Raw genomic sequence first — 21,335 nt, 5'->3', positions numbered from 1 at the left:
TCAGCTCGCGCGTTTCTCGTCGAGAATGACCAGAACCTCGTCCTTGCCTTGGTCGCGCTGGCCCTTGACCTTCGAGAGCTCCCGCTCGAGCTCGCGGATGCGGGCTTCGCGGCGCGCGGCGGTGGCGCGGTGCTTGTGCTCGCGCAGCCATTCCCAGACGAAGCCGATCAGAAGCCCCGCCGCGATGCTCGCGACGACCACGAAGAAGAGCGGCATGCTGACGCGCTCCTGCAGGCCCAGAAGCGCCGAAAGCTCCGCTGGCAGAAGCTGCAGCGTCACCACCTCGCGGTTGGCAAGCGCCACCGCGATCAGCACGATGGCGAGAAGGGCGAGGAAGGCGTAGCGGATGTAGCGCATGGGATCAGGTCTTTCCGTTCAGTCGGTCGCGAAGCAGTTTGCCGGTCTTGAAGAAAGGAACGTGTTTCTCCTCGACGTCAACCGCTGCGCCGGTGCGCGGGTTCCGTCCGACGCGCGCATCGCGCTTCTTGACCGAGAACGCGCCGAAGCCGCGCAGCTCGACGCGGTCGCCCCGGGCCATCGCCCCGGTGATCTCGTCGAAGATGGTGTTCACGATGCGCTCGACATCGCGCTGGTAGAGATGCGGGTTATCGTCCGCGATCTTCTGGATCAATTCTGAGCGTATCATTGCGGTACGTCCCCCCGAAGAACCGTCGAAAATTCTCTCATGCAAACAATGCCGGAGTATAGCTGCGGCGACCAGTACGGAAAACCATTACCGGCGTAAAAAACCCATGTTTTGCAAGCGGTTTGCCCTTGCAACTGACGGAATCGCCTGGAGCCGCCGGCAAATGGGCTGAAAGCGCGACATCGCGCGTCGTCAACCTGAACACGATTCGTGGCGCTGTCAGCGGGCTTTGGAACCGCTTGGGAAACGGTGGTTTCCTCTCCAGCACCACCGCGCCGGACACCCCCGACCTGGGGTCTTTGCGCCCGGATCGGTCGGCTGACACGACGCCCCGCCGCGGCGCGGCCGTCCCGGAGGCGTGACCCGTCCGCCCGGGCGGTGCCGCCGATGAAAACCCATCCAGATGCCGACACCCTGCCCCCCAACATCGCAGCGCCGAGCGGTCTCAGGACACCGCCGCGCTCAACCTTGGATTGAGAGCTATAAGAAAAGCCGCGCCCGGGCAAATACCTGGCGCACAAAAAAAGCCCCGCGAAACGCGGGGCTTTTCGATGCCGTTACGGCAGGTCTCAGTCGTCGTCGCGGTTCAGCGCGGCGCCGAGGATGTCGCCGAGCGATGCACCCGAGTCCGAGGAGCCGTACTGTTCCACGGCCTCTTTCTCTTCGGCGATCTCGCGGGCCTTGATCGACAGGCCGAGGCGACGGGTCTTGCTGTCCACGTTGGTCACGCGGACATCGACCTTGTCACCCACCGAGAACCGCTCGGGGCGCTGCTCTGCGCGGTCGCGCGACAGGTCGGAGCGACGGATAAAGGACTTCATGCCCTCGTACTCGACCTCGATGCCGCCATCCTCGATCGAGGTGACCTCGACGGTGATGATCGAGCCGCGCTTCACGCCGCCCACGGCCTCGGCGAACTTGTCGCCACCCAGAGCCTTGATCGAGAGCGAGATACGCTCTTTCTCGATGTCGGTCTCCTGAACCACGGCCTGGACGACATCGCCCTTGCGGTAGTTCTGGATCGCGTCCTCGCCACGCTCGTCCCAGGACAGGTCCGAGAGGTGCACCATGCCGTCGATCTCGCCTTCGAGACCGATGAACAGGCCGAACTCGGTGATGTTCTTGACCTCGCCCTCGACCTCGGTGCCCGCGGGATGAGTCTCGTCGAAGACCTCCCAGGGGTTGCGCATGGTCTGCTTCAGGCCAAGGCTGACCCGGCGCTTGGCCTGGTCGATCTCGAGCACCATGACGTCCACTTCCTGCGAGGTGGAGACGATCTTGCCGGGATGCACGTTCTTCTTGGTCCAGGACATTTCCGAGACGTGCACGAGGCCCTCGACGCCGGGCTCCAGCTCGACGAACGCACCGTAATCGGTGATGTTCGTGACGCGGCCGGTATGGACCGAGCCGAGCGGGAACTTGGCGGCGACCAGATCCCACGGATCTTCCTGCAGCTGCTTCATGCCGAGGGAGATGCGGTGGGTCTCGCGGTTGATCTTGATGACCTGAACCTTCACCGTCTCGCCGATCTGGAGGATCTCGGAGGGGTGGTTCACGCGACGCCATGCCATGTCGGTGACGTGCAGCAGGCCGTCGACACCGCCGAGATCGACGAAGGCGCCGTATTCGGTGATGTTCTTGACCACGCCGTCAACCGCCTGGCCCTCTTCGAGGTTGGCGATGACTTCGGCGCGCTGCTCGGCGCGGCTCTCTTCGAGGATGGCGCGGCGCGACACGACGATGTTGCCACGGCGGCGATCCATCTTGAGGATCTGGAACGGCTGCTTGAGACCCATGAGCGGGCCTGCGTCACGCACGGGGCGGACATCGACCTGGCTGCCGGGAAGGAAGGCCACGGCACCGCCGAGATCGACGGTGAAGCCGCCCTTGACGCGGCCGAAGATCGCGCCTTCGACACGGGCGTCGTCGGCATAGGCCTTCTCGAGACGGTCCCAGGCCTCTTCGCGGCGCGCCATCTCGCGGGAGATCACGGCCTCGCCGCGGGCGTTCTCGGCGGAGCGCAGGTACACCTCGACCTCGTCGCCGACGGAGATGTCCGCAGCTTCGCCGGGGTTTGCGAATTCCTTGAGTTCGACGCGGCCTTCCATCTTGTAGCCGACGTCGATGATGGCCTGGCCCGCCTCGATGGCGATGACCTTGCCCTTGACGACAGAGCCCTCTTCGGGCGTGTCCATTTCGAGGCTTTCATTAAGGAGGGCCTCGAATTCCTCCATCGATGCGTTCTGAGCCATGTGGCGTCTGTTTCCTTTGCGATACGCTATTCTGGCCGGGCGGTTGTCTCCGCCGGTCTTGGGGTTGGTCAGGAGGGCGTCCTTACAAAGCAAAGAGGGCCGGTTGGTCCCGACCCTGCTCGTCTCTCGTGCCTTGTGGTCTTGGTCGCCCGTGTCGACGTGGCGGCTATAGCGAAGCCCTGCCGCTGTGGCAAGCCCCGCATGGCCGAAGCGCCGCGTGCGCCGCGCCCCGCACGAGGGGGGCGCGGCGACGGAGCCGGTCAGCCCGCGTCCTTGGCCTCGTCCCGCGCGTCCTCAAGCGTCTTGAGGCGGGCGGCGATCTCGGCATTGAGTTCCGGATCGGCCGCGGCGGCGCGGTTGATCGCGACGTAATCGTCGAGCGTGAAGCTCTCGCGCGTCTCGATCACGTCCTGCATCTTGGCATTGGCCTCGGCCACGAGCGCGGTCTGCGCCTTGGGCGTGTCGGCCGCTTCGACCTGCGCGGCATAGTCCGCCCGGATCTCGCGGATCTCGAGGACGGCACTTGCGAAGGCGTCGAGCTGCGCCTCCTCGAAGCTCGGCGTCTCGATGGCGGTCGTGGCCTCTGCGGCCTGCGCCGCGGGCGCGGCCTCGCCGGTGGGCTGGGCCTGCGCCTCTTGCGCGGAGACCGCGCTCAGGGGCGCTGCCGCCAGGGCGAGCGCGAGGGTGGTTGCGGTTGCGGTCTTGCGGGTGAAAGCCATGTCGGCTCCTTCCTGCGGTTGGTTTGCCTTGCACGCCGCGCGGATGAACACATGAAGGATGCGCGGCGTGTTCCAGAGGTGGGGACGACCGGCGCTTGGGCAAAATCCTGCGGCAAGGGACCGCCGGAACGCGGGGGAAGGCGTCGGCAAGAGCCCGCTCGCCCCGGGATGATCCGGGTGTCCGGGACCTGTCAGCCGCGCGCGGCCTCGACCACCGCGATGGCCCGGGCGACGGCCTCGTCGATCCCGAGCGCCGTGGTGTCGATGGTCACGGCATCCGCCGCCGGTTTCAACGGCGCGTCCGCACGACCCATGTCGCGCTCGTCGCGCTCGTGCACATCGGCCAGGACCTCGTCATAGCTGAGGTCATGCCCCGCCTCGACAAGCTCCTTGTGGCGCCGCTCGGCGCGGGTCTCGGGGCTGGCGATGACGAAGATCTTGGCCTCGGCCTCGGGGCAGATGACTGTGCCGATATCGCGCCCGTCGAGAACCGCGCCGCCGTCCCGCCGCGCGAAGGCGCGCTGGAAGTCGAGAAGCGCCTTGCGCACCTCGGGCAGCGCCGCGACGCGGCTTGCCGCCTGCCCGACCGCGTTGGTGCGAAGCCCCTCGCCCGCCACATCCTCGGGCGTCAGCGCCTGCGCAGCGTCCAGCGGATCGCGCCCGTCGAGCATCTGCTTGCCGACGGCCCGGTAGAGAAGCCCGGTGTCGAGATGGGCATAGCCGAACCGCGCCGCGAGCTGACGCGCGATGGTGCCCTTGCCGCTGGCGGCGGGGCCGTCGATGGCGATGGTGAAGGCCATGGGCGCTCTCCCTTGCTCTTTCGCTGATATGCGGCGCGCGGCGCGGGAAGAAAGCCCGGACGCCCGCGACGGATCAGCCGGTCTGACGGGCGATCTTCGCCCCGAGGCCGGTCATCAAGGGCTCGAAGATCGGGAACGACGTGGCGATCGGGCCGCCGTCATCCACCATCATCGGCGCCTCGGTCGCAAGCCCCATCACGAGGAACGACATCGCGATCCGGTGATCGAGCCGCGCCGCCACCGTCACCCCGCCCGGCACGTCGCCGAAGCCCCGCCCCTCGACGGTCCACCAATCCTCGCCCTCCTCGACGCCGATCCCGGCAGCGCGGAGCCCCTGCGCCATCGCGTCGATCCGGTCGCTTTCCTTCACCCGCAATTCCTTGACGCCGGGCATATGGGTCTGGCCCCGCGCGAAGGCGGCGACGACCGACAGCACCGGATATTCGTCGATCATCGAGGCCGCGCGCTCTGGCGGCACCTCGATCCCTCGCAGATCGGGCGAGAAGCGCGCGCGCAGATCGGCGACAGGCTCACCGCCCTCCTCGCGCTCGTTTTCGTAGGTCAGATCGGCGCCCATCTCGCGGAGCGTGGTGAAGAGCCCCGCCCGGGTCGGGTTCAGCCCGATATTCGGCACCAGAACGTCCGAGCCTTCGGTGATCAGCGCAGCGCAGACCGGGAACGCGGCCGAGGACGGATCGCGCGGCACCACGATCTCCTGCGGGCGAAGCTCGGGGCGGCCCTGGAGCGTGATCACCCGGCCCTCCGCGCTGTCCTCGGTGGAGAGCGTCGCGCCGAATCCCGCGAGCATGCGCTCGGAATGGTCCCGCGTCGCCTCGCGCTCGATCACCACGGTCTCGCCGGGCGCGTTGAGACCGGCGAGCAGCACCGCGGACTTGACCTGTGCAGACGGAACGGGCGTAGCGTAGCGCACCGGCACCGGCTGCTCGGCGCCCAAGATGGTCATCGGCAGCCGCCCGCCCGAGCGCCCGAAGGCCCGCGCGCCGAAGAGCGCCAGCGGATCGGTGACCCGCGCCATCGGACGCGAATTGAGCGAGGCGTCGCCGGTGAAGGTCGCCGCGATGGGCGAGGTCGCCATCGCCCCCATGATCAGCCGCACGCCGGTGCCGGAATTGCCGCAATCGATCACCCGGTCGGGCTCGGCAAAGCCGCCCACGCCCACGCCCTGGACATGCCAGGTATCGCCGCGCTTCTCGACCTCGGCGCCGAAGGCCTGCATCGCCTTGGCGGTATCGAGCACGTCCTGCCCCTCGAGAAGCCCGGTCACCCGGGTCTCCCCCACCGCCAGCGCGCCGAGGATCAGCGAGCGGTGCGAGATCGATTTGTCTCCGGGCACATGCGCCTCGCCCGAAAGCGGGCCGGATTTCTCCGAGATCATCGGGATCGGGGTGCCGTGGGATGACATGCGCGGGGCTCCTGGGGCTGAGGTCGCGCCCGGAGGTAGCAATCCCCGCACCGCGCGTCCATGCTTCTTCTTTTTCCAAATACGCAAAAGAGTCCCTAAGCGATCAAAGGCGCTCGAAACTCAGGTAATGCGGCACGCGGCCTTCCCGGAGCGCCTTCTGCTCGTAGCGCGTCGACAGCCAGTCACCCCAGGGCTGCCGCCAGTCCGCCGCCCGCCGGCTGGTCCATCGGAACCCGGCGCGCGGCACCTCTTGAAGCGTCTGGCGCACGTAATCGGGGATATCCGTCGCCACGCGGAAGGTCGCCCCCTGGGCCAGGACGCCGTGCAGCGGCGCGAGATGCTCTTGCGTCACGAAGCGGCGGCGATGGTGACGCGCCTTTGGCCAGGGATCGGGATAGAGCAGGAACGCGCGAGCCACTGACTCCTCCGGCAGCACGTCGAAGAGATCGCGCGCATCGCCGGGATGGATGCGGATGTTCTCGAGCCCAGTATCGCGGATCTTGCCGAGACAGGTCGCGACCCCATTGATGAAGGGCTCGCAGCCGATGAAGACGGTGCCCGGGTTCGACTGCGCCTGATGCACCAGATGCTCGCCCGACCCGAAGCCGATCTCGAGCCAGAGCGGACGTCCACCTGTCAGCGCATCGAGATCGAGCGGCGTGCGCTCGGGGTTGTCGGCCCAGCCCACCCCCGCAAGACCGACATGGTCGAGATCGGTCAGATACTCGTCCTGCGACGGCCGCAGGGTCTTGCCCTTGAAGCGGCCGTAGAAGTTGCGCCAGGGCGCGCCGGAGGGATGGGTTCTGTCAGTCATGCGCGGGCCTTTAGCGCCACCGGCGCGGCGCGGCAACCGGAGCGCGGCCCCGGACGGGGGCCGCTCCAGAAAATTGGTTAATTTTCTGGAGCCTCCGAGGCGGCCTTGTCCGCTTCGGCCAGGGGCGACAGCCGCCCGACCCGGTAGAGATGCATCTCGCGCGACAGTTTCAGCGTCGGCTTGATCGCGAAACAGACCGAGCCCAGCACGAAGAGCCAGGTCGCGGCGTATTGCGTGGCGTCCCAGAAGAACATCACCGAGCCCACCAGAAACATCGCCGCCGCCAGGAAATCCACGGCGGTGCGGGCCAGCTCGTAGCGCGCATAGAGCCGTCGGCTCGCTTCGCTGGACTGGCGCGCGTCGAGATCGAAAAGCTTCATCTGGCCTCCGGAAGCTGGCGCTCCGGAAAACCAACAGACTTCCAGGAGCTTGCGGGGCGATCCTCAGCTCAGCGCGAGAGGCCGCCATGCAGCGTCGGCACGTCGAGGCTCGCGAAGCCGTAATGGCGAAGCCAGCGCAGATCGCTGTCGAAGAACGCGCGCAGGTCGGGTATGCCGTATTTCAGCATCGCGATCCGGTCGATCCCCATGCCGAAGGCGAAGCCCTGCCACTCGGCCGGATCGACACCGGCGGCCGAGAGAACCTTGGGATGGACCATGCCGGAGCCCAGCACTTCGAGCCAGCCATCGCCCTCTCCGATCCGCAGCTGGCCGTCCTCCCAGGAGCACTGGATATCGACCTCGGCCGAGGGCTCGGTGAAGGGGAAATGCGACGCGCGGAAGCGGGTCTTGATGCCGTCGACCTCGAAGAAGGCCGCGAAGAACTCTTCCAGCACCCATTTCAGGTTCGCCATCGAGATGTCGCGGTCGATGGCCAGGCCTTCGACCTGATGGAACATCGGGGTATGGGTCTGGTCGTAATCGGCGCGGTAGACGCGGCCCGGGGCGATGATCCGGCAGGGCGCGCCGTGTTTTTCCATATGCCGGATCTGCACCGGCGAGGTATGGGTGCGCAGCACATGCGGCGGGCGATTGTCGCCCTCGTCGCGATGCATGTAGAACGTGTCCATCTCGGCCCGCGCGGGGTGGTGGCCGGGGATGTTCAGCGCATCGAAATTGTACCAGTCGGTGTCGATCTGCGGACCTTCGGCCACCGAGAAGCCCATATCGGCAAAGATCGCGGTGACCTCCTCGATCACCTGGCTGACCGGATGGATCGAGCCCTGGGGACGCGGACGGCCCGGCAGGGTCACGTCCAGCCACTCCCCGGCCAGCCGCGCATCGAGCGCGGCATCGGCCAGCGCCTCTTTTTTGGCGGCGAGCGCCGAGTTGATCTCGTCCTTGAGCGCGTTGAGCGCGGGTCCGGCGGTCTTGCGCTCTTCGGGGCTCATCTTGCCAAGCTCGCGCATCTTCAGCGCCACTTCGCCCTTCTTGCCGAGCGCGGAAAGCCGCACGTCCTCGAGCGTGGCCTCGTCCGAGGCCGTGGCAATCAGGTCGATATACTTGTTGCGAAGATCGTCCATCGCCTGCCTCCTGAGGGAACCGCGGGGTCTGCTACCACAGACCCGCGCGAATGCAAGAGCGGCACGCGCCCGGCGTGCGCCCGAGGTGGAAAGCTTTGACAGCCCGCGGCAGGGCTTGCTTATATTAACAGGCTGTTAAGGCGCGGGCCTGATCCGTTTGGCGGCGCGCGGGTGTAGGGGGTGATCATGCTGGGTTTGCTGTTGCTGGCGTCGTTCGGGACATTGGCCGTCGGCGGTGCCTTCGACGAGGTTTTTGGTCTTTCCGAGGACGAGGACCGGGACCTCGACCGGATCGACGCGGACGAGGCCGAGCGCCTGCTCGATCCCTCGGCCCTGGCCGAGCTCGAAGCCGCCCTGCTCGACGATCCCGCAGAGGCGCTGGCCGGACGCGAGATCGCTGAGGTGGATATCTCGGCCTTCCGCTTCACGCCGACCGACGCGGTCGACTTCACCACCACCGACGAGGCCGAATATGTCTCTCTGCCCGACGATCTGGACGATCCGGGACAGAACGTCGTGTTCCTGGGCGGCGGCGACGATGTCGCGCTCGGCAGCGTCTTTGCCGACGTGATCTCGGGCGATGACGGCAACGACCTGATCTTCGGACGCGACGGGTTCGACCAGCTCTTCGGCGACGCGGGCGACGACACGATCTCCGGCGGCTCCGGAGGCGACGCGCTCTTCACCGAGCTCGACGGCGACCTGATCCTGCCCGGGACCGGCGCCGATGTCGTCTTCGGCGATGGCGGCGACGACAACATCATCGAAGATGTGTTTTCCGAGGAGAGCCTCGATCCCGATGGCGTGATCGACGTGTTCTCGGGCGGCGATGGCAATGACGGCATCATGCTGGCGACGGGTCTGAACCTTCTGTCGCTCGGCGCGGGCGCCGATCATGTCGAGATCGACGCCGAATACGACGATGCGCCCGCGGCGGTGATCACCGATTTCGATCCCGAGGAGGACGGCCTCCTCCTGAGCGTCTACACCGACGCGCCCGACCTCGGCGATGGCGCCACGGCCTTGGAGATCACCTATCTCGCGAGCCAGATCGAGACGTCGCTCGGTCCCGCGACGCTGGTCGAACCGGCGGTCGAGAGCGAAGAGCTGGCAGAGACGCTCGCGGGCGCCAACGCTCTTACGCCGTGCTTGTGGGGATCGCGCCCGAGGATCTGGAGGACGCGCAGATCCGGGTTCTGGTGCAGACCGACGCCACGGCCCGGAGCGACGGCCTGTCGCTGGCGTCGATCTCGGCGGAGATGGGCGCGACGCGCCTCTGAGCGCTAGTCCGGCGCGGCCCCCACGGGGATGCGCAGCTCGCCCAGACCGCCGCGCTCGGCGATGGCGTCGGACAGGGCGTCGAGCGTGGTGCAGATCTCGGCGACCGTGACCTGCAGAACGCGCCGGGTGTCGTCTGTCCCGGGATCGCCGTCCTCGACAGGCCCCGTCCAGTCCGGCGTCTCCACCGGCTCGGCGCGTTCATCGCGCGACAGCGCGCCGAGGTAGTCGACGATCTGGCGCTGGAACCGCTCGACCGAGCCGCGCCCCTCATGCTCCTCGTCGAGCTCCTCTTCGCCCTCGAGCGCGAAGGTCAGGAACCGCACATGGTTGCCGAGCCGGTCGATCAGGTCGACGATCTCGAGCGCGCCCGCGCCGTTGCGAAGCCGACCCGACTCGGCCGCGTCGCGGGCGTTGTCCAGGCTTTCCAGAAAGCGCTCCCGCGCGCGGCGGGTTTCGGCAGTCTTGCCGACGACGCCGTCGAACGTGGCATCGACATAGGACGCGAGATGCTTCAGCGCCGAGGCACGGTGGCGGCGATAGCGTTTCTGGGCGGTCTCCGGCCAGAGGACGAGCGCCACCGCGATGCCGAAGACGATGCCCACGAGGATCGCGATGCCGCGGTCGAGCGCGGTGCGCATCGCCTCTTCCTCGGAGCCCAGCGAGATCGCGACCGCGGCAACGACCCCGTAGCGCCAGTCCTCGCGGAAGGAGGAGATGCCGTTCAGCAGCGCCATCGAGACGAGGAGCGCGGCGACGGTGCCATAGCCATAGGGCAGGATGACGAGACCGAGGATGCCGATCACCGAGCCCACGAAGGACGCCGACAGGCGCTCCCACGCGGCGCCGATGGTGCCGTCGGCCGAGGGCTGGACGATCAGCACGGCCGAGAGGATGCAGACATAGACCTCGGGCAAGCCGAAGGATTGCATGATGAGATAGGCGCCCGCTCCGGCCACCGCCGATTGCAGCGCCAGCCGCGCGGCGTCGCGCAGATCGGCCCGGGACAGCTCGGACAGGCGGGTTTTCAGGCGGGCGATCTGGCGTCTGAGCATATAGGCAAGCGCCCGGAGACCGATCCGGGTTCCCCGGAACACGCGGCAGGGCGCGCAAACCACCCCTCGCGGATATGCAAAAGGGCGCCCCGAGGGACGCCCTTTGGTCGTTTCAAAAGCCGGTGGCTCAGGCGCTCAGCGCACCTTTCGCCTGCTCGACGATGGCGCCGAACGCATCGGGCTCGTGCACGGCCAGATCGGCGAGAACCTTGCGGTCCACCTCGATCCCGGCGAGCGAGAGGCCGTTGATGAAGCGCGAATAGGTCAGGCTCTCATCATGGGCGCGAACGGCGGCGTTGATCCGCTGGATCCACAGGGCGCGGAAGTTGCGCTTGCGGTTCTTGCGGTCGCGGGTGGCGTACTGGTTCGCCTTGTCGACCGCCTGTGCGGCAACCTTGAAGGTGTTCTTGCGACGACCGTAATAGCCTTTTGCGGCATCGGTGATCTTCTTGTGGCGGCGGTGGGTCACGGGACCCGTCTTGACGCGAGACATGGTCTAGCTCCTCTCAGATGGGTCTATCAGCGGTCGTAGGGCATGAAGCCCTTGATGATCTTTGCATCGGGCTCCGACAGGGTCGTCGTGCCGCGTGCATCGCGGATAAACTTCTTGTGGCGCTTGATCATGCCGTGGCGCTTGCCGGCCTGGCCCGCAATCACCTTGCCGGTGGCGGACACCTTGAAGCGCTTCTTGGCGCTCGACTTGGTCTTCATCTTGGGCATTTTCGTCTCCGTAGTCTGGACGCGAAGGACGCGCGACACGGCATGCCTCTTCCGGCCGGCCGCGCGGGTGGAAGCGCCCCTCTAACCGGGGCACGGGGCCTTTGCAAGAGGTCTGAGACGGGAAACCCGAGGTGATCCCGCGGGGTCAGCCGACGAAGCGGCCGATGACCTTGAAGAGGATCGTCGGAAGTTCGCCAAGCGCGTAGCCTCCGTCCTTCGTCGCGAAGGCCATGAGGATCATGCCCACGCCAAGAACGAACGTCACCGCGCCGAAGCGCGGTGCCTTGCCGTCGGCGTAAGCGGCGACCATGGACGGTATGGCAAATACGAGGACAAGCAGACCAAAGGTCAGGCTCATATCGGCATTCATTGAAATAACCTCGAACAGAACGCAAAACGTGAACTATCCGAGAGTATACCCCAATCTTAACCTTTTGCCAAACTGCCTTTGGCCGCTCACTCCGGGTCGGTGTTGAAGATCTGCCGCTCGTCGCAGGGCGCCACGCGCAGGATGTTGGTGGTGCCTGTCGTGTTGAAGGGCACGCCTGCGGTGACCACGATCTGATCCTCGGGTCCGGCATAGCCCAACTTGCGGGCGAAGCGGGCCGCGTTGACCACCGCGTTCTTGAACCGCTCGAGCTCTTCGGTGACCACGCATTGCGTGCCCCAGGAGAGCGCCAGACGCCGCGAGGTGCGGATCTGCGAGCTGAGCGCGAGGATCGGCACGCGCGGACGCTCGCGCGCGACCAGAAGCGCCGTGGTGCCCGACTGGGTGTAGCAGCAGATCGCCTTGATGTTCGTGGTCTCGGCGATCTCGCGGGCCGCGGCGACGATGCCGTCGGCGACGCTCTCGCGCTTGGCGACGCGGGAGGCCTCGATGATCTCGGTATAGGTCGGATCGCTCTCGACCTCTTCGGCGACGTTGTTCATCGTCGTCACCGCCTCGATCGGGTAATCGCCCGCGGCGCTCTCGGCGGAGAGCATGATGGCGTCGGCGCCTTCGTAGATGGCGGTGGCCACGTCCGAGACCTCGGCGCGGGTCGGCATCGGGCTCTCGATCATCGATTCGAGCATCTGCGTCGCCACGATCACCGGCTTGGCCGCGGCGCGGCACTGGCGGATCAGGCGCTTCTGGATCGGCGGCACGTTCTGGACGGGAAGCTCCACGCCGAGATCGCCCCGCGCCACCATGATCCCGTCGGAGGCGCGCAGAATCTCGTCGAAGCTCTTGACCGCCGACGGCTTCTCGACCTTCGACAGGACGGCGGCGCGGCCACGGGCGAGGCTCCGGGCCTCTTCGACATCGGCGGCGCGCTGCACGAAGGACAGGGCCAGCCAGTCGACGCCGAGGTCGCAGACGAACTCGAGATCCTTGCGGTCCTTTTCCGAGAGCGCGGCGAGCGGCAGAAGGACGTCGGGGACGTTCACGCCCTTGCGGTTCGAGATGGTGCCGCCGACGATCACGGTGCAATCGGCGAAATCGTCGCCGAACTTCTCGACCTTGAGGCGGATCTTGCCGTCGTTCACGAGCAGCGAGGCGCCGTCTTCGAGCGCCTGGAAAATCTCGGGATGGGGCAGTTGCACGCGGGTCGCATCGCCCGGCTTGTCTTCGAGATCGAGCCGGAAGAACGCGCCCTCGACAAGCTCTTCCTCGCCGTTCTCGAAGGTGCCGACCCGGAGCTTCGGCCCCTGCAGGTCGGCGAGGATGGCGATGGTCGAGTCCAGATCGGTCTCGACCTGGCGGATGATCTTGTGCCGGGCGGCGATCTCGTCATGGCTGCCATGGCTCATGTTCAGGCGGAACACATCCGCCCCGGCCTCGTGCAGCGCACGGATCGTGTCGTAATCCGAGGATGCCGGACCCAGGGTCGCGACGATCTTGACGTTGCGCTTGCGTTTCATCTGCCTTCTCCATCTCTGTCCCGTGGGCCGCTCGGCCCCGTCATCGTGCAACGGCCTGCGCCTCGATGCGCTATGTTACCGCTAACGGATTTGCTGCCTTATTGCCTATTTCCATTTTCCGCGCAACTCCACTATGCCGTCCGAGATAGCCCGCCCCCCGGCGCTGCCAAATCCGCGAACGATATGACGCCCGCATGACATTCGAGCCATTCCGCATCGAAGGCGAGACCCGTCCCGGGCGCTGGCTGATCACCTGTGACCACGCCACCAACACGGTGCCGCCGGAGATCGGCGATCTGGGCCTGCCGCCTTCGGACATGGCGCGCCATATCGCCTACGATCCCGGCGCGGGCGCGGTCGCTCGGGCCCTGGGCATGCATCTGGACAGCCCGGTGGTGCTGTCGAATTTCTCGCGGCTGGTGATCGACCCCAATCGCGGCGAGGACGATCCGACCCTTCTGATGAAGCTCTATGACGGCTCGGTCATTCCGGGAAACCGCCATGCCGGACCCGACGAGCGCGCCCGCCGCGTCGCCGCCTATTGGCGCCCCTATCACGACACCGTGGCGCGGCTGGCCGCGCGGCGCGCGGACGTGGCGATCCTGTCGATCCATTCCTTCACGCCGCAGCTGCGCGGCCGCCCCGCCCGGCCGTGGGAGATCGGCATCCTCCATGCCGACGACACGCGCCTTGCCGATCCGCTCATCGCGCGGCTCCGGACCGAACCCGGGCTCTGCGTTGGTCGGAACGAGCCCTATACCGGCTACCTGCCCGGCGACGCCATCGACCGCCACGCCCTGCAGCACGGGCGGCAGAACGCCCTGATCGAGCTCAGGAACGACCTGATCGAGGACCGCCCCGGCCAACAGGCCTGGGCCGCGCGGCTCGCGCCGCATCTTGAAGCGGCGCTGGCCGACGCCGATCTGTAACAGACCAGCCAAGGGGAGAGACCATGGACGACCAGACCCGGATCGAGCTCGAGGCGGCGGCATTTCGCAGGCTGCGCCAGCACCTCATGGAAGACCGCACCGACGTGCAGAACATCGACATGATGAACCTCACCGGCTTCTGCCGGAACTGCCTGTCGCGCTGGTACCAGGAAGCGGCCGAGGCGCGCGGCATCGAGATGGGCAAGGAAGAGGCCCGCGAGATCTTCTACGGGATGCCGATGGCCGAGTGGAAAGCCAATTATCAGACCGACGCCACGGACACGCAGAAAGAGGCCTTCAAGACCGCTTTCGCGGAAAATGTCGGCGAGAAGAGTTGACGCGACGCGCGAGATATATCGCGCAGAAGCCTGAAAAATAATGACATTAAAAAATCGCCGCGCCATTCGGCCGCGGCGATTTTTCGTGTCCGCTCGCGCGCGGGGCTGACCGCCAGCGCCCGCTGGGGTAGACTGGGAGATGTTTTCAACATCTCCTTTTCCCTCTGCGGAGCGTTTTCATGAAGATCGTCAATTGGAATATCGAATGGATGAACCGCTGGTTCTCCGGCAATGCCTCGCCTGTCTGGGGCTCCTCCTCGCTCAATGCCGCCGCCGCGCGTGAGGCCGCGGGACGCGCCGCGCGGGTGATCGCGGCGCTCGAGCCGGATCTCCTGACCCTGCAGGAGGGACCGAGCGCGATGGCCGAGATGCAGCTCTTTCTCGACCTGATGACCGACCAGACCGGGCTCAGCTTCGAGGTGCTGATGGGGCTCGATGGCGGCGCGCAGAAGCTCTACGCCCTGCGCCGCATCGGCGGGCGTTGCGAATCTATGGACCGGGCGACGGATGTCGAGACGCAGGCCCTGCAGGAGGGCTGGCCCGCCGATGTGAACGGCGATCTCCTGCTCGAAACCTATGATTTCACTCGACTGCCCCTGGTGATCGATGTCGATCCCGCCGCCGGTCAACCGCTGCGCGTCGTGGTGCTCCACACCAAGTCGAAGCACGTCCACAATGGCGAGGCGATCTTCCGCAACCCTGCGACACGGCAGCAGTTCATCGCCGATGCCATGCTCGCCCGGCGCCGGATCTCGGCCGAGGCCTTCCGCCTGCGCGGCTATCTCGACGCGCTCCTGATGGAGGATGGAGACGCGCGCGTCTTGGTGACCGGCGATTTCAACGACGGTCCGGGGCGGGATTTCTTCGAGCGCAGCTACCTGACCCACAACGTCACCGACATTCTTCTGGGCTCGACCTTCTACCCGGCGCTGATCTTTCAGCACGGCTTCCTCGCCCGCGTCGAGACGCCCGCGCTCTTCACCGCGCGCTTCGACGATTTCGTCGACGATGTCGCGGATCGGCCGCTGCTGCTGGACCACGTCGTGGTCTCGCCCGGGCTTGTCAGCCACGTCCTCGACGGAGGCATCGCGCATGAGGCCTTCGAGGCCGAGATCGAGGGCGACGGCGAGCCGCGGCAGAAGCGGCCCTCCGATCACCGCCCCATCTGGGTGGAGATCGGCGCACCGCTTTAAGAATTAACGTCGCCGCGTAAGACCCTGAAAAGGCTACACGGCGATCCGCTCAGATCGCCACTTTGCGGCTCTCGTCCAGATAGATTTCCCGAAGCCGCGCCGCTTTCGGGCCCGGCTTTCCATCTCCGAGCGCGACGCCGTCGATCTCGACCACCGGCATCACGAAGGCCGAGGCCGAGGTGATGAAGGCCTCGTCGGCCTCCTGCGCCTCGGCGATGGTGAAGAGCCGCTCTTCGACCGCCATCTGCGCCTCCTCCGCGAAGCGCAGCACTGCGGCGCGGGTGATCCCGTGGAGGATGTCGTTCGACAGCGGCCGGGTGACGATGGTGTTGCCCTTGATGAAATAGGCGTTGTTCGAGCTGCCCTCGGTCACATGGCCGTCCTCGACCATCCAGACATCGTCCTTGCCCTGCGCCTTGGCGATCATCTTGCCCATAGACGGATAGAGCAGCTGCACCGTCTTGATGTCGCGGCGGCTCCAGCGCAGGTCGTCGACCGACACGATGCTGAGGCCGACCTTGGCCTTGGGATCGTCGGCAAGACCCGGCTTCGACTGGGTGAAGAGCACGACGGTCGGAGGCGTGGTCGCGGGGTCGGGAAAGACGAAATCCCGATCACCGGGGGCGCCGCGGGTGATCTGCAGATAGACAAGCCCGTCGGTCACCTCGTTGATCCGCACAAGCTCGCGATGGATCTCGAGCAGCTCGTCCCGGGACGGCCCCTCCGGCATGTCGAGCTCGGACAGCGACCGGGCGAGCCGCGTCGCGTGGCCATCGAAATCGACGAGCTTGCCGTCGAGTACGCTCGTCACCTCGTAGACGCCATCGGCCATCAGGAAGGCGCGGTCGAAGATCGAGACCTTGGCCTCGGTCTCGGGCAGATACTCGCCGTTGACATAGACGGTGCGCATGGCGGAACTCCTTTGCTCGCGGTCGCGTGTTGGTGTGCCATTCCTCCGCAGGCGTCAAGGGCGCCCATCGTCCGAGCCGGCCCTGCCCTCGCCGGGCAGAAGCCTCGGGTCCAGATCCGGACCGTGCAGGACCGAGATGTCGCCCGTGGTCTCGAGCACGACCGCACGCACCTCGGACGGATGCATGACGTTGGCTTCCCGCAGCTTGGCTTCCAGGTCGTCGCGGGTGACGCGGCGCCGGTGCAGTTCGGCCTCGTCGACGACACCGTCGCGCATCAGGAGCGCCGGGCTGTTCGCGATCCAGCGCCGCAGGCGCGGCGACCGGACGCGGATCATGGCGATGGCCCATTGCGTCGCGAAAAGCCCCGCCATGGCCACGAGCGCCTGCGTGAAGGCCGCAGAGCTCGCCGCCTGCGCCGCTCCGGCCAGAAGCGATCCGGTCGCCACGGTCATCACGAAGTCGAAGGCGGTCATCTTGGAAAAGGACCGCAGGCCCAGGACGCGCGTCAGCGCCACCGCCCAGGCGAGGGCCACGACCGACAGGATGGCACCGCGCCAGACGGGCGATGCGGTCTCGGTGAACAGGCTCTCCATGGCGTCACTCCCGGCAACATATGACCGGGACCACCCCGCACACAGGGGCTCAACGCATCAGCCCCATAATTGTGCCACGGGCGGGTGCACACCGTGATCGTCGAAGACCAGCGGCGTCGCCCGATCCTCGGCCAGAAGCAGCGGGCCGTCGAGATCGGTGACCTTCGCGCCTTGCGCGACCAGGACCGCGGGCGCCATGGCAAGCGAAGAGCCGACCATGCAGCCGACCATCACCTCGAACCCCGCCGCACGGGCGGCGTCGCGCAGCGCCAGCGCCTCGGTCAGACCACCGGTCTTGTCGAGCTTGATGTTCACGACGTCATACTTGCCCCTGAGCGCTTCGAGCGACCCGCGGTCACGGCAGCTCTCGTCGGCGCAGAGCGGCACCGGCCGGTCGATGCCCAGAAGCGCGTCATCCTCGCCCGCCGGGAGCGGCTGCTCGACAAGCGCGACGCCCAGCCGCTGCAGATGCGGAGCCAGGTCGCGATAGATCTCTGCCGACCAGCCCTCGTTGGCATCGACGATGATGCGCGCCTCGGGGGCGCCCGCCCGCACCGCCTCGAGCCGGGGCATGTCGTCGGGCGTTCCGAGCTTGATCTTCAGAAGCGGTCGCGCGGCGTGTTTCCGGGCCGCCTCGCGCATCGCGTCGGGCGCCTGGAGCGACAGCGTGAAGGCGGTGATCTCCGGCCCGGGCTCGGGCAACGAGGCCAGTTCCCACGCGCGCCGCCCGGCCCGCTTGGCCTCGAGATCCCACAGCGCGCAATCCACCGCGTTCCGCGCCGCGCCCGCTGGCAGAAGCGCCTGCAATTCCTCGCGGTCGAACCTCTCCGGCAGCCCGCGGATCTCCGCTTCGACGCTCTCGAGCGTCTCGTCATAGCGCGCATAAGGCACGCATTCGCCGCGCCCCTCATGGCCGCCGTCGCGAACCGTCACGGTCAGAACCTGCGCCTCGGTGCGCGATCCGCGCGAGATGGTGAAGGCTTCGGCCAGACGGAAGACATCCCGCGTCACGTCGATCTGCATGCGCTGCCCCTTGCTGCTTCTTCTTTTTCACAAATACGCACCACCCGGCCAGCCGCCGGGCGGGCGGCCCGGGTCAGAGCGCCCGGAGCGCCTCGACCAGTTTCGCCGCCCCGTCGCGATAGGGATCGCAGGCGGGCAAGCCCATCTCCTTTTCCAGCTCGGCCAGGTAGGCCTCGGCCTCTTCCTCTCCGAGATGCTGGGTGTTCACGGAAATGCCGACCACCTGGCAGTCGGGATTGGCGATGCGCGCATGGGTCAGCGCCAGCTCCTGCAGCTCCGGAAGCGTCGGCAGGGCCCGACCCGGAAGACCGCGCATATGGGTGCGGGTCGGCTCGTGGCAGAGAATCAGCGCATCCGGCTGGCCGCCATGGATCAGCGCCAGCGTGACGCCGGAAAAGGAGATGTGGAAAAGACTGCCCTGCCCCTCGATGATGTCCCAGTGATCGGGATCGGCGTCGGGGGTCAGCCACTCGATCGACCCGGCCATGAAATCGGCGATCACCGCGTCGAGAGGTACACCCTCACCAGTGATCAGGATACCGGTCTGGCCGGTGGCCCGGAAGCTGCAGGACATCCCCGCCTCGCGCATGTCGCGGTCGAGCGCCAGCGCGGTATACATCTTGCCGACCGAGCAATCCGTGCCCACCGCCAGAACCCGCTTGCCGCGCCGCGGCTCGCCATTGGCGATCGGGTATTCCACGTTCGGGACGCGCACGTCGTGAAGGCTGCGGCCGGTGGCCGCCGCCCGCTCGACCAGCGCAGGATCGTCGCGCAGGAGATTGTGGAGGCCCGAGGCCAGGTCGAAGCCGGTCTCGAGCGCCTCGAGCAGCACGTCCTTCCACAGCGCGGAGATCTTGCCGCCGCGATTGGCGACACCGATCACCAGCGTCCGGGCCCCGGCCTCGTAGGCCTCCGCCAGCGTCATGTCCGGCAGGCCCATATCGGCCTTGCAGCCTTCGAGCCGGAACTGGCCGACGCAGTTCTCCGGTCGCCAGTCCTTGATCCCTTGCGCCACCTTGGCGGCCAGCGGATCGGGCGCGTCGCCCAGGAACAGAAGGTATGGCGTCTGGATCATGTCGAACTCCCTGTCGCGATCTCTTGGGGTGATAGCGCGCCGCGAGACGAATGATGTCTCGAATCCGCACCGTTTCCAGCGCGATGCGGGAGGTTTCCGACGAAAGCGCGGCCTCTGCGCAAGAAATGCCCGGAGCGGCGGCGATCCGGGCTGGTCTCTCACCAGATCGCGAAGGTCGTGACCCAGCCCTCTTCCTTCACCACCTCGAGAAGCTCCGCGATCGGAATGAAGGACAGAAACACCAGCGCGTCGAAGAGATTGCCGCGCAGGTGGCGCAGATCGACCTCGACCGTCGGCCCGGTGCGGAAGCCCGAGAGCTTCGGCAGGATGCGGGGCACCCGCGCCGCGTAGGCCGCGTAGTCGTCGCCGAGAGAGGCGCGGAGGAATGCCTCTTCCCGGCCTGCGGTGATCTGGAGGATCACCAGGACAAGCCCGCCGAACAACACCGTCAGCACGAGCGAGCCGAGCATCATGCCGAAGCCCAGGACGCCCAGGGTCGAGAAGAGGTAAAGCGGATGGCGGCAGATCGAATAGGGCCCCTCGTCCACCACCGTGCGGTTCTTGCGCCCGCCGATATAGAGGATGGCCCAGAACCGCCCCAGGACGCCCGCGATCACCAGGAAGATGCCGCTCACCTCGAAGAGATCGAAGAACCAGTGCATCTCCGACCAGGCCGAACGGGTGAAGAGCATGAGCGGCAAGAGCGCGACGAAGGCGATGCGCAGGACGCGGATGCGGCGCGACTGGTCGACCCGACGCGGCGCGGCGGCGGCCTCGGGCGGGATCTGTGCGGGGATATGCATGGCTGGAGCTCCTGTCGGACAGACGCCAGAGACGCCTCGGCGCGCGCAGCGTCAAGAGCGGCCCGCGGACCATGATGCCGCAGCGCAGAATTCGCTTGCGGCGCGGCTTGCCGTTTATTACCCCGCATACCGAGGTACACGAAACAATCTTAGCCCGAGGAGCGCCCATGTCCTTTCGCATCCAGCCCGCCCCCGTCGCCCGCCTGAACCGCTGCCAACTCTTCGGCCCCGGCTCCCGTCCCGCGATCTTCGAGAAGATGGCCGGATCTGCGGCGGATGTGATCAACCTCGATCTCGAGGATTCGGTCGCCCCCGACGACAAGCCCGAGGCGCGCAAGAACATCATCCAGGCCATCGGCGATATCGACTGGGGCGACAAGACGCTGTCGGTGCGGATCAACGGGCTCGACACGCCCTACTGGTATCGCGATGTCGTGGACCTGATGGAGCAGGCCTCGGAGCGGATCGACCTGATCATGATCCCCAAGGTCGGCAACGCGGGCGATCTCTACGCGGTGGACGCGCTGGTGACGGCGGTGGAGCGCGCGATGGGGCGGACGAAGCCTCTGGGCTTCGAGGTCATCATCGAGAGCGCGGCCGGCATCTCCCATGTCGAGGAGATCGCCGCGGCGACCCCGAGGCTTCAGGCGATGTCGCTCGGGGCCGCGGATTTCGCGGCGTCCATGGGCATGGCCACGACCGGGATCGGTGGCACCCAGGAGAACTACTACATGCACCGCGAGGGCGCGAAATACTGGTCGGACCCCTGGCACTGGGCGCAGGCCGCGATCGTCGCCGCCTGCCGCACCCATGGCGTGCTGCCGGTCGACGGACCCTTCGGCGATTTCTCCGACGACGAAGGCTTCCGCGCCCAGGCGCTACGCTCGGCGACCCTCGGCATGGTCGGCAAATGGGCGATCCACCCCAAGCAGGTGGCGCTCGCCAACGAGGTCTTCACCCCCACCGAGGCCGCGGTGACCGAAGCGCGCGAGATCCTCGCGGCGATGGAAGAGGCGCAGAAGACCGGCGCGGGCGCCACGGTCTACAAGGGGCGGCTGGTCGATATCGCCTCGATCAAGCAAGCGGAAGTGATCGTGCGCCAGGCGGAGATGATCGGCCTCTGAGGGATTGCGCCCGCTTGCGCGGTCGCCGGGGGGCGGGCTGTCGCCCGCCTCAAGAAGAGGTTTCGGTCGCTGTCGCGACCGACCGGCGCGGGGGCTCCGCCCCCGCGTTTTCGCGTCTCCGCCGGGACGAAACCGGGAACCGGGAACCGGGAACCGGGAACCGGGAACCGGGAACCGGGAACCGGGAACCGGGAACCGGGAACCGGGAACCGGGA

The 21,335-nt window shown here is 67.0% G+C and carries 24 protein-coding genes; 5 read left to right on the top strand and 19 right to left on the bottom strand.

The window, feature by feature from the left end; translation table 11 throughout:
• From ACFQ4E_RS14295 to pheS, 9 genes are all read right to left on the bottom strand, one after another.
• Entirely contained in the window at positions 1-357 is a 357-nt protein-coding gene (locus ACFQ4E_RS14295) for a lipopolysaccharide assembly protein LapA domain-containing protein (RefSeq protein WP_386804697.1), read from the bottom strand.
• A 4-nt stretch (positions 358-361) separates the two neighbouring features.
• A complete protein-coding gene (gene ihfB / locus ACFQ4E_RS14290) occupies positions 362-646 on the bottom strand; it encodes an integration host factor subunit beta (RefSeq protein WP_386804695.1) in 285 nt (94 codons plus the stop codon).
• Between the two features lie 569 nt (positions 647-1,215).
• Positions 1,216-2,898, bottom strand: a complete 1,683-nt coding sequence (rpsA, locus tag ACFQ4E_RS14285; RefSeq protein ID WP_386804693.1) for a 30S ribosomal protein S1 — start codon at positions 2,896-2,898, stop codon at positions 1,216-1,218.
• 260 nt (positions 2,899-3,158) lie between these two features.
• The gene (locus tag ACFQ4E_RS14280) at positions 3,159-3,617 is read right to left on the bottom strand and encodes a DUF4168 domain-containing protein (RefSeq protein WP_386804691.1); all 459 of its coding nucleotides are present in this window, start codon (positions 3,615-3,617) and stop codon (positions 3,159-3,161) included.
• Between the two features lie 191 nt (positions 3,618-3,808).
• Positions 3,809-4,417, bottom strand: a complete 609-nt coding sequence (locus ACFQ4E_RS14275; RefSeq protein WP_386804689.1) for a (d)CMP kinase — start codon at positions 4,415-4,417, stop codon at positions 3,809-3,811.
• 73 nt (positions 4,418-4,490) lie between these two features.
• Entirely contained in the window at positions 4,491-5,840 is a 1,350-nt protein-coding gene (gene aroA, locus ACFQ4E_RS14270; protein ID WP_386804687.1) for a 3-phosphoshikimate 1-carboxyvinyltransferase, read from the bottom strand.
• Between the two features lie 103 nt (positions 5,841-5,943).
• Positions 5,944-6,654, bottom strand: coding sequence for a tRNA (guanosine(46)-N7)-methyltransferase TrmB (gene trmB, locus ACFQ4E_RS14265; RefSeq protein WP_386804686.1), 711 nt, complete (start codon positions 6,652-6,654; stop codon positions 5,944-5,946).
• A gap of 77 nt (positions 6,655-6,731) precedes the next feature.
• Complete coding sequence (locus ACFQ4E_RS14260) at positions 6,732-7,034, bottom strand: YrhK family protein (RefSeq protein WP_386804684.1); 303 nt, start codon at positions 7,032-7,034, stop codon at positions 6,732-6,734.
• Between the two features lie 68 nt (positions 7,035-7,102).
• Positions 7,103-8,176, bottom strand: coding sequence for a phenylalanine--tRNA ligase subunit alpha (gene pheS, locus ACFQ4E_RS14255; protein ID WP_386804682.1), 1,074 nt, complete (start codon positions 8,174-8,176; stop codon positions 7,103-7,105).
• A 186-nt stretch (positions 8,177-8,362) separates the two neighbouring features.
• Here pheS and ACFQ4E_RS14250 point away from each other — a divergent pair, with 186 nt between their 5' ends.
• A complete protein-coding gene (locus tag ACFQ4E_RS14250) occupies positions 8,363-9,463 on the top strand; it encodes a calcium-binding protein (protein ID WP_386804680.1) in 1,101 nt (366 codons plus the stop codon).
• Here ACFQ4E_RS14250 and ACFQ4E_RS14245 read toward each other — a convergent pair.
• The 5 genes from ACFQ4E_RS14245 to pyk all read right to left on the bottom strand — a co-directional run bounded on the left by ACFQ4E_RS14245 (position 9,460) and on the right by pyk (position 13,131).
• A complete protein-coding gene (locus tag ACFQ4E_RS14245) occupies positions 9,460-10,509 on the bottom strand; it encodes an FUSC family protein (protein WP_386804679.1) in 1,050 nt (349 codons plus the stop codon). The genes ACFQ4E_RS14250 and ACFQ4E_RS14245 overlap by 4 nt on opposite strands.
• A 127-nt stretch (positions 10,510-10,636) precedes the next feature.
• Entirely contained in the window at positions 10,637-11,002 is a 366-nt protein-coding gene (gene rplT, locus ACFQ4E_RS14240; RefSeq protein ID WP_386804678.1) for a 50S ribosomal protein L20, read from the bottom strand.
• A gap of 26 nt (positions 11,003-11,028) precedes the next feature.
• On the bottom strand, positions 11,029-11,229 hold the full coding sequence (gene rpmI, locus ACFQ4E_RS14235) for a 50S ribosomal protein L35 (protein ID WP_386804676.1): 201 nt from the start codon (positions 11,227-11,229) through the stop codon (positions 11,029-11,031).
• Between the two features lie 145 nt (positions 11,230-11,374).
• The gene (locus ACFQ4E_RS14230) at positions 11,375-11,587 is read right to left on the bottom strand and encodes a hypothetical protein (protein ID WP_386804674.1); all 213 of its coding nucleotides are present in this window, start codon (positions 11,585-11,587) and stop codon (positions 11,375-11,377) included.
• 98 nt (positions 11,588-11,685) lie between these two features.
• A complete protein-coding gene (pyk, locus tag ACFQ4E_RS14225; protein ID WP_386804672.1) occupies positions 11,686-13,131 on the bottom strand; it encodes a pyruvate kinase in 1,446 nt (481 codons plus the stop codon).
• Between the two features lie 194 nt (positions 13,132-13,325).
• Here pyk and ACFQ4E_RS14220 point away from each other — a divergent pair, with 194 nt between their 5' ends.
• The 3 genes from ACFQ4E_RS14220 to ACFQ4E_RS14210 all read left to right on the top strand — a co-directional run bounded on the left by ACFQ4E_RS14220 (position 13,326) and on the right by ACFQ4E_RS14210 (position 15,591).
• On the top strand, positions 13,326-14,060 hold the full coding sequence (locus ACFQ4E_RS14220; protein WP_386804670.1) for an N-formylglutamate amidohydrolase: 735 nt from the start codon (positions 13,326-13,328) through the stop codon (positions 14,058-14,060).
• 23 nt (positions 14,061-14,083) lie between these two features.
• Positions 14,084-14,398: a DUF1244 domain-containing protein gene (locus ACFQ4E_RS14215; RefSeq protein ID WP_386804668.1), complete on the top strand. Its 315-nt coding sequence runs from the start codon at positions 14,084-14,086 to the stop codon at positions 14,396-14,398.
• A 179-nt stretch (positions 14,399-14,577) separates the two neighbouring features.
• Complete coding sequence (locus ACFQ4E_RS14210; protein ID WP_386804666.1) at positions 14,578-15,591, top strand: endonuclease/exonuclease/phosphatase family protein; 1,014 nt, start codon at positions 14,578-14,580, stop codon at positions 15,589-15,591.
• A gap of 49 nt (positions 15,592-15,640) precedes the next feature.
• Here ACFQ4E_RS14210 and ACFQ4E_RS14205 read toward each other — a convergent pair whose 3' ends face one another.
• The 5 genes from ACFQ4E_RS14205 to ACFQ4E_RS14185 form a co-directional block, all read right to left on the bottom strand.
• A complete protein-coding gene (locus tag ACFQ4E_RS14205; RefSeq protein ID WP_386804665.1) occupies positions 15,641-16,501 on the bottom strand; it encodes a D-amino-acid transaminase in 861 nt (286 codons plus the stop codon).
• A 54-nt stretch (positions 16,502-16,555) separates the two neighbouring features.
• Positions 16,556-17,095: a DUF421 domain-containing protein gene (locus ACFQ4E_RS14200; protein ID WP_386804663.1), complete on the bottom strand. Its 540-nt coding sequence runs from the start codon at positions 17,093-17,095 to the stop codon at positions 16,556-16,558.
• A 57-nt stretch (positions 17,096-17,152) separates the two neighbouring features.
• A complete protein-coding gene (gene dgcA / locus ACFQ4E_RS14195) occupies positions 17,153-18,118 on the bottom strand; it encodes an N-acetyl-D-Glu racemase DgcA (protein ID WP_386804661.1) in 966 nt (321 codons plus the stop codon).
• 73 nt (positions 18,119-18,191) lie between these two features.
• Positions 18,192-19,193 (bottom strand): N-acetyltransferase DgcN, encoded by a 1,002-nt coding sequence (gene dgcN, locus ACFQ4E_RS14190; RefSeq protein ID WP_386804659.1) that lies wholly within the window; start codon positions 19,191-19,193, stop codon positions 18,192-18,194.
• 158 nt (positions 19,194-19,351) lie between these two features.
• On the bottom strand, positions 19,352-19,996 hold the full coding sequence (locus tag ACFQ4E_RS14185; RefSeq protein WP_386804658.1) for a methyltransferase family protein: 645 nt from the start codon (positions 19,994-19,996) through the stop codon (positions 19,352-19,354).
• A gap of 167 nt (positions 19,997-20,163) precedes the next feature.
• Here ACFQ4E_RS14185 and ACFQ4E_RS14180 point away from each other — a divergent pair, with 167 nt between their 5' ends.
• Entirely contained in the window at positions 20,164-21,120 is a 957-nt protein-coding gene (locus ACFQ4E_RS14180) for an L-malyl-CoA/beta-methylmalyl-CoA lyase (RefSeq protein WP_386804656.1), read from the top strand.
• Positions 21,121-21,335 lie beyond the last annotated feature (215 nt).

Source organism: Litorisediminicola beolgyonensis (genome assembly GCF_042679605.1).
Lineage (GTDB): Bacteria > Pseudomonadota > Alphaproteobacteria > Rhodobacterales > Rhodobacteraceae > Litorisediminicola > Litorisediminicola beolgyonensis.
Note: the sequence above shows the minus strand (reverse complement) of the source record. Positions and strands in the feature narration are given on the sequence as shown.